Source organism: Nocardia coubleae NBRC 108252, from assembly GCF_001612805.1.
Taxonomy (GTDB): Bacteria; Actinomycetota; Actinomycetes; order Mycobacteriales; family Mycobacteriaceae; genus Nocardia; species Nocardia coubleae.
On record NZ_BDBD01000031.1, the window covers coordinates 1 to 6432 of the forward strand.

General features: G+C 68.9%; 9 protein-coding genes. 3 read left to right on the plus strand and 6 right to left on the minus strand.

What is annotated here, in order from left to right; genetic code table 11:
- Window positions 1-81: 81 nt before the first annotated feature.
- From NCO8_RS29760 to clpS, 6 genes are all read right to left on the minus strand, one after another.
- Window positions 82-1044, minus strand: coding sequence for a PLP-dependent cysteine synthase family protein (locus NCO8_RS29760; RefSeq protein ID WP_067498286.1), 963 nt, complete (start codon window positions 1042-1044; stop codon window positions 82-84).
- A 4-nt stretch (window positions 1045-1048) separates the two neighbouring features.
- Window positions 1049-1324, minus strand: coding sequence for a MoaD/ThiS family protein (locus NCO8_RS29765; protein WP_067498283.1), 276 nt, complete (start codon window positions 1322-1324; stop codon window positions 1049-1051).
- Between the two features lie 36 nt (window positions 1325-1360).
- The gene (locus NCO8_RS29770) at window positions 1361-1780 is read right to left on the minus strand and encodes a M67 family metallopeptidase (RefSeq protein ID WP_067644997.1); all 420 of its coding nucleotides are present in this window, start codon (window positions 1778-1780) and stop codon (window positions 1361-1363) included.
- Window positions 1781-1870: 90 nt separating this feature from the next.
- The gene (locus NCO8_RS29775) at window positions 1871-2917 is read right to left on the minus strand and encodes a P1 family peptidase (RefSeq protein WP_067645000.1); all 1047 of its coding nucleotides are present in this window, start codon (window positions 2915-2917) and stop codon (window positions 1871-1873) included.
- On the minus strand, window positions 2917-3486 hold the full coding sequence (aosR, locus tag NCO8_RS29780; RefSeq protein WP_067645003.1) for an oxidative stress transcriptional regulator AosR: 570 nt from the start codon (window positions 3484-3486) through the stop codon (window positions 2917-2919). Before aosR ends, NCO8_RS29775 begins: the two co-directional genes overlap by 1 nt.
- 19 nt (window positions 3487-3505) lie before the next feature.
- On the minus strand, window positions 3506-3856 hold the full coding sequence (gene clpS, locus NCO8_RS29785; RefSeq protein WP_067498269.1) for an ATP-dependent Clp protease adapter ClpS: 351 nt from the start codon (window positions 3854-3856) through the stop codon (window positions 3506-3508).
- A 61-nt stretch (window positions 3857-3917) separates the two neighbouring features.
- On the opposite strand from clpS, the gene NCO8_RS29790 reads away from it, so the two are divergent.
- The 3 genes from NCO8_RS29790 to NCO8_RS29800 are packed head-to-tail and all read left to right on the plus strand — an operon-like array spanning window position 3918 to window position 6398.
- Complete coding sequence (locus tag NCO8_RS29790; RefSeq protein ID WP_157105168.1) at window positions 3918-5231, plus strand: nicotinate phosphoribosyltransferase; 1314 nt, start codon at window positions 3918-3920, stop codon at window positions 5229-5231.
- Window positions 5232-5288: 57 nt separating this feature from the next.
- Window positions 5289-5852 carry a nicotinamidase gene (locus NCO8_RS29795; RefSeq protein WP_157105169.1) on the plus strand — a complete coding sequence of 188 codons (564 nt, stop codon included), beginning with the start codon at window positions 5289-5291 and terminating at the stop codon, window positions 5850-5852.
- 9 nt (window positions 5853-5861) lie between these two features.
- Entirely contained in the window at window positions 5862-6398 is a 537-nt protein-coding gene (locus NCO8_RS29800; RefSeq protein ID WP_067645012.1) for a DMP19 family protein, read from the plus strand.
- Window positions 6399-6432: the final 34 nt, after the last annotated feature.

Below are 6432 nucleotides of genomic sequence, written 5' to 3' on the forward strand. Positions count from 1 at the left end.
CCAGTACTCCCCTGGGCGCAATCCAAAAAGGGCCGGGCACGCTACCAAGTAGCACGCCCGGCCCCATATGCTCTGTCGAAATCAGGCCCAGAGCTGCCCTTCGAGCTTCTCCTCCGCCTCGTCGAGCGTCCCGTCGTAAGCCCCCGTCGACAGGTACTTCCAGCCACCGTCGGCAACCACGAACGCGATATCCGCCCGCCGCCCGGCCTTCTGCGCCTTCTTCGCGATCCCGAGCGCCGCGTGCAGGATCGCGCCGGTCGAAATGCCCGCGAAGATCCCTTCCTCGCCGACGAGTTCCCTGGTCCGCCGTACGGCATCGTAGGGGCCGACGGAGAACCGGGTGGTGAGCACCTTCTCGTCGTAGAGCTCGGGGATGAAGCCTTCGTCGATGTTGCGCAGCCCGTATACCAGTTCGCCGTAGCGCGGCTCGGCGGCGACGATCTCGATATCGGGCACCTGCTCACGCAGGTACCGACCGGTGCCCATCAGCGTGCCGGTGGTGCCGAGCCCCGCCACGAAATGCGTGATCTCAGGCAGGTCGGCCAGCAGTTCGGGCCCGGTGGTCTCGTAGTGCGCGAGCGCGTTGGCCGGATTGCCGTACTGGTACAGCATCACCCAATCGGGGTTCTCCTCGGCGATCTGCTTGGCAAGCGCCACAGCCTGATTCGACCCACCGGCGGCCGGGGAATCGATGATCTCGGCACCGAACATGGTGAGCAGCTGACGTCGCTCCACCGAGGTGTTCTCCGGCATCACGCAGACGATCCGGTACCCCTTGAGCTTGGCCGCCATGGCCAGCGAGATCCCGGTGTTGCCACTGGTGGGTTCCAGAATGGTGCAGCCGGGCGTGAGCCGACCGTCGGCCTCGGCCTGTTCGATCATCCGCAACGCGGGGCGATCCTTGATCGACCCGGTGGGGTTGCGGTCCTCGAGCTTGGCCCATAGCCGGACGTGGTCGTCACCGTCCCACTGCGGTGAGAGGGTGCGCAGTCCGACGAGCGGCGTGTTGCCGAGGGTCGCGATCAGCGATTCGTAGCGGGCCACGAGGTCACGCGCCGCCGGCGACCGCGGGCAGGATGGTGACCGACGCTCCGGCGGGGACCTCCGCGTCGAGCCCACCGGCGAAACGCACGTCCTCGTCGTCGACGTAGATGTTGACGTAGCGGTTCAGCTTGCCGTCCTTGAGCAGCCGCTCGGCCAGCCCGGGATGGTTGGCCTCGAGGTTGTCGATGAGCGCGGACAGGGTGTCGCCCTCGCCCTGGACTCGCTTCTCACCTCCGGTGAGACCACGCATGATGGTCGGGATGGACACGGTTACCGGCATGGGGACTCCTCGGGGTGGTGACTTGTTCTGGGGTTGTCAGGCGTCGTAGGACTCGACGATGCGCACCGGTTCCTCGGTGACCTCGCCGTCGACGATGCGGTAGCTGCGCAGTTCGTGCTCGTGCGGATCTCGAGTGGAGATCAGCACGTAGTGCGCGTCCGGTTCGCCGGCGTAGGAGATATCGGTGCGGCTGGGGTAGGCCTCGGTGGCGGTGTGCGAGTGGTACACGACGACGGGCACCTCGTCCGCGTCGTCCATCTCCCGCCATACCCGCAGTTGTTCCCCGGAATCGAACCGGTAGAACGTCGGGGAGCGTTCGGCGTTGATCATCGCGACGAAGCGTTCGGGGCGATCACTGCCTTCGGGGCCCGCGATCACACCGCAGGCCTCGTCGGGGTGGTCGGCGCGCGCGTGGGCAACCATCGCGTCAACGAGATCGGCTCTGATCACCAGCACTTGTCGACCCTTTCCACAATCCGGCACAACGCCCACACCCTATTCGGGTATTCCGCCCGACCGAATTCCGGTCCCGCCTGTGCGCCGGGTTCAGCGCGGGAACAAGTCGCGGTAGGCGGGGATGCCCGCGACGGAAGTGGCGGCGAGGACGGCATCGACGACTGCCCGTTCCACGACGACCGCCGCGGCGGTGCACAACTCGTCGAGCAGCAGCAGATCCGAGGGGAAAGCCGCAGGTAGCGGACCCGAAGGGACCTGCACGGCACCGGTCGACACCGCGAACAACGTGTCACCGTCGAGCGGCGAGTGCACGGGCCGGATGGCGCGGGCCAGGCCGTCGTGGGCGGTGGCCGCCAGCCTGCGGCAACCGACCGGGTCGAGCACCGCGTCGGAGGCGACGACGCCGATCGTGGTGTTGAGCACAGTGCTCTTACCGGGCAGCGCGGCCAGGGCGGCGAGCTCGGCGGGCGTGCCGTGCCGCAGACCGAAGAAGTCGGGCCCGTCGGTGCCCGCACCCCACGGCAGACCGGTGCGCGGGTCGACCACCGAACCGACCGGATTGGCCACGACGATCGCGCCGACGGTGACCCCGTTGTCGAGAACCACACTGGCCGAACCGATTCCGCCTTTGAGCGCACCCGCCTGCGCACCCACCCCGGCACCGACGGTCCCTCGGGCGAAGTCCGTCGAGGCGGCCTCGGCGGCGCGGAAACCGAAGTCCGCGTCGGGCCGGATCTCCCAGGCGCCGACCGGCAGGTCGAAGATCACCGCACCCGGGACGATCGGCACCACCCGGCTCGGATCGGTCGGGCTCATCGGGATGCCCTCGCCGTGCTCCTCGGCCCAGCGCATCACTCCGTCGGCGGCAGCCAGGCCGTAGGCGCTGCCACCGGTGAGCAGCACCGCGTTGACGCGGCGCACGGTGTTGGCCGGGTCCAGCAGGTCGGTTTCGCGGGTGCCAGGCCCGCCGCCGCGCACGTCGACGGAGGCGACCGCACCGCCGGGCAACCGCACCACCGTGCACCCCGTCGCGGCACCCGACCCGAGGCTCACCTCGTCGTCGAGCACATGATGATGACCGACGAGCACACCGGTGACGTCGGTGATCGCGTTGCGTGGACCGGGAACGCCGCGCATCAGGGCGCCAATGCCTGCAGCAGCGAATCCTGCATCCAGGTCAGCCAGTGGTAGACGTCCAGATGCGGGGCGCGCGGATCATCGGGGTCGAAGTGGTCGGGCGTGTCGTCGTCGATGTCGAGCAGGGTGCCCAGTGCCAGGCGCACGTCGGTGAGGGCGGTGAGCCAGGCGTCGGCCTGCTCTGGGGTGAGCACGATCTTGCCGCCGTCCTCGGGGCAGCTGTCCATCACCACCCGGCCCGCGGCCAGTTTCGCGTCGATGATCTCGGGTTCGTGCAGGCTGCGCAGGGCGCTGTTGAGGTCGGCCCGTTTGGCGTCGGGCGAACCGGGTTCGGCGCGGTGGAAATCGGGCAGCAGGCGCAGCAGTTGCGGGTCGTCGGGCGGGGTGGTGTTGCCGGTGCGCAGCCCGGTCAGCGCCGCGAGTTCGTCCTCGGGCGACTCGGCGGCGCGGTCGGCGAGCAGGCCGGAGACCGCCGCGACCAGGGAGCGCAACACCGTGGCCTCGTGCTCGTCCATTTCGGATCGAAGCTTGAGACCACCGAGTGAGTTCTTTCTGCTCCACTTGCGCACAGGGCCAGGTTACTCAGGCTCAGTCGTCGCGCTGCATCGTTGCCCACAGGCCCGCCGCGTGCAGGCGGCGTACGTCCTGTTCCATCTTGTCGCGCGAACCCGACGACACCACGGCCTTGCCCTCGTTGTGAACCTGCAGCATCAACTCGGTCGCCTTGGCTTTGCTGTAGCCGAAGAGCTTCTGGAATATGTAGGTGACGTAGTGCATGAGATTCACCGGGTCGTCCCACACGACGGTCACCCACGGCCGGTCCTCGGCCTCCAGGATCTCGGTGTATTCGGTAGCCTCCGGCGTCGCCTGTGGCGCCGACAGTGCGGCGTTCACGGCGTCGGTGACGGCGCCGGCTCGAACGGAATTGCACAGGGCCATAAACCCCAGGGTACGACGAGGCCACCCAGATACAACACCCGCCGTGACTAGAGTTTCGGGTGTGCAGATCCGTGACGGGTCAGCGAGCACCGCGCTGCTGACCGACCAGTACGAACTGACCATGCTCGCCGCCGCGCTCGCCGACGGGTCGGCGCAGCGGCGGTGCACCTTCGAGGTGTTCGCCAGACGCTTGCCGCACGGCCGCCGCTACGGCGTCGTCGCGGGCACCGGGCGGCTGCTCGAGGCCCTCACCCGCTTCCGGTTCGGCGCCGAGGAGCTGGCGATCGCCGAGAAATTCCTGGACCCGGCGACCGTCGAATGGTTGCGCGAGTATCGCTTCACCGGCGATATCGACGGCTACGCCGAGGGCGAGCTGTACTTCCCCGGTTCACCGATCCTCACCGTGCGCGGCAGTTTCGCCGAATGCGTTGTGCTCGAGACGCTGGTCCTGTCGATCTTCAACCACGACAGCGCCATCGCCTCGGCCGCCGCCCGCATGGTGAGCGCCGCGGCCGGGCGCCGGATGATCGAGATGGGTTCGCGACGCACCCACGAACTGGCCGCGCCGTCGAGTTCGCGAGCCGCCTACCTGGCCGGCTTCGACGCGACCTCCAACCTCGAGGCGGTGCGCAGCTTCGGTGTGCCGGGCGCGGGCACCAGCGCGCACGCCTTCACTCTGCTGCACAGCGGCGCCGACGGCGAGCATGAAGCGGCCGCCTTCCGCAGCCAGGTCGAGGCACTCGGCATCGGGACGACGCTGCTGGTCGACACGTTCGACATCACCCGCGGTGTCGCCACCGCCATCGAGGTGGCCGGGCCCGAACTGGGCGGTGTGCGCATCGATTCCGGCGAGTTGGGTGTGCTGGCCCGCCAGGTGCGCGATCAGCTCGACGCGCTCGGCGCCACCGGCACCCGCATCGTCGTCTCCGGTGATCTCGACGAGTACGCCATCGCCGCCCTGCGCGCCGAACCGGTCGACGTGTACGGCGTCGGCACCTCCCTGGTCACCGGTTCCGGTGCGCCGACGGCGGGCATGGTGTTCAAGCTCGTGGAGGTCGACGGGATCCCGGTCGCCAAACGCAGCAGCCACAAGGAGTCGCGCGGCGGGGCGAAGAAGGCGGTGCGGCTGGCGCGGGCCACCGGGACCATCGTCGAGGAGATCGTCTACCCGGCCGCGGGAGAAGCCCCCTCCACCAACGGTTTCCAGGTGCGTGAGCTCCAGGTTCCGTTGGTGCGCGGCGGTGAGACGGTCGACGGCGTCGCGACGCTGGCACGCAGCCGGGAGCTGGTCGCGCAGGGTCTGGTGAGCCTGCCGTGGGAGGGCCTCAAGCTCTCCGACGGCGAGCCCGCCATCCCGACCACTTTCCTCGGCTGACACCTCGCGAACGCGAGGGGACAATGGTATGGACGCAATGATCGGGAGGACGGTGTGATGCGCGGGTTGGTCATCGTGGATGTGCAGAACGACTTCTGCGAGGGAGGATCGCTGGCCGTGCGCGGCGGCGCGAAGGTCGCGGCGGCCATCAGCTCCCATGTCGCCGCGAAGAAGTACGACGCGATCGTGGCGACCAGGGACTGGCACGTCGACCCCGGCGCCCACTTCTCCGACAACCCCGACTACGTCGACTCCTGGCCGCCGCACTGCGTGGTCGGTACGCCGGGCGCCGATTTCCATCCCGCTCTCGACACCGGGCTGGTCGAAGAGGTGTTCTCGAAAGGCGAATACAGCGCCGCCTATTCGGGTTTCGAGGGCGCGTCGGCCGACGGAACCACCCTCGCCGACTGGTTGCGCGCCCGCGACATCGACCACGTCGACGTGGTAGGCATCGCCACCGACCACTGCGTACGTGCCACCGCCCTCGACGCCCGCACCGCCGGTTTCGACACCACCGTCCTGCTCGACCTCACCGCGGGGGTCGCCCCGGAAACCACCGCCACCGCACTCACCACCCTGCGCGACGCGGGTGTCGAGCTGAGCGGTGAGGTGCCCGCCTAGGCTCACGGTGTGGATTACCGCTTCCCGGCGCAGGCGCGCGACAGGCTGACCCAGGCATTGGCCGAGGTCGACAGCATTCACGACGCCGCCGACATCGTCTTCTGGGCCAACCCGGCCGCCGACGATCTGCACCGCACCGGGATCGGCGCCTTCGGCCAGTTGCCGCCCGCCTTCGCCCACCTGCTGGCTCTGACGAGCCTGCACACCACGGTCCTGGATTCCGGTTTCAGCACCTACCTGCGCACCCGCCGCACCGAACTCCCCTGGGCCACAAGAGCATTGCGCGCCGCAGGCATGCCACGCCTGGCCGCCGCCGCCGTCCTGGCCGCCCGCGACGCCTCCCCCAACTCCCCCGACGACCCCCTCGACCGCTTCTTCGACGACGAACACCGCACCCTCGCCGAACCCGACCAGATCCGCCGCCCCACCGGCGACCGCGCCGACGACCCCGACGAGATCTACGACATCAACGAACCCGCCGACTTCGAAGAACGCGTCCTCACCTACATCCGCACCAACCTGAACGACTTCGTCCAAGACCGATAACGCCGCGAGCACACCCCCAATCCGCCATGACCGC

Excerpts from the sequence above, each read along its gene's own strand:
- NCO8_RS29765 (WP_067498283.1), bottom strand. The coding sequence starts at position 1,324 with ATGCCGGTAACCGTGTCCATCCCGACCATCATGCGTGGTCTCACCGGA.
- NCO8_RS29795 (WP_157105169.1), top strand. The coding sequence starts at position 5,289 with ATGCGCGGGTTGGTCATCGTGGATGTGCAGAACGACTTCTGCGAGGGA.
- clpS (WP_067498269.1), bottom strand. The coding sequence starts at position 3,856 with ATGGCCCTGTGCAATTCCGTTCGAGCCGGCGCCGTCACCGACGCCGTG.
- NCO8_RS29775 (WP_067645000.1), bottom strand. The coding sequence starts at position 2,917 with ATGCGCGGCGTTCCCGGTCCACGCAACGCGATCACCGACGTCACCGGT.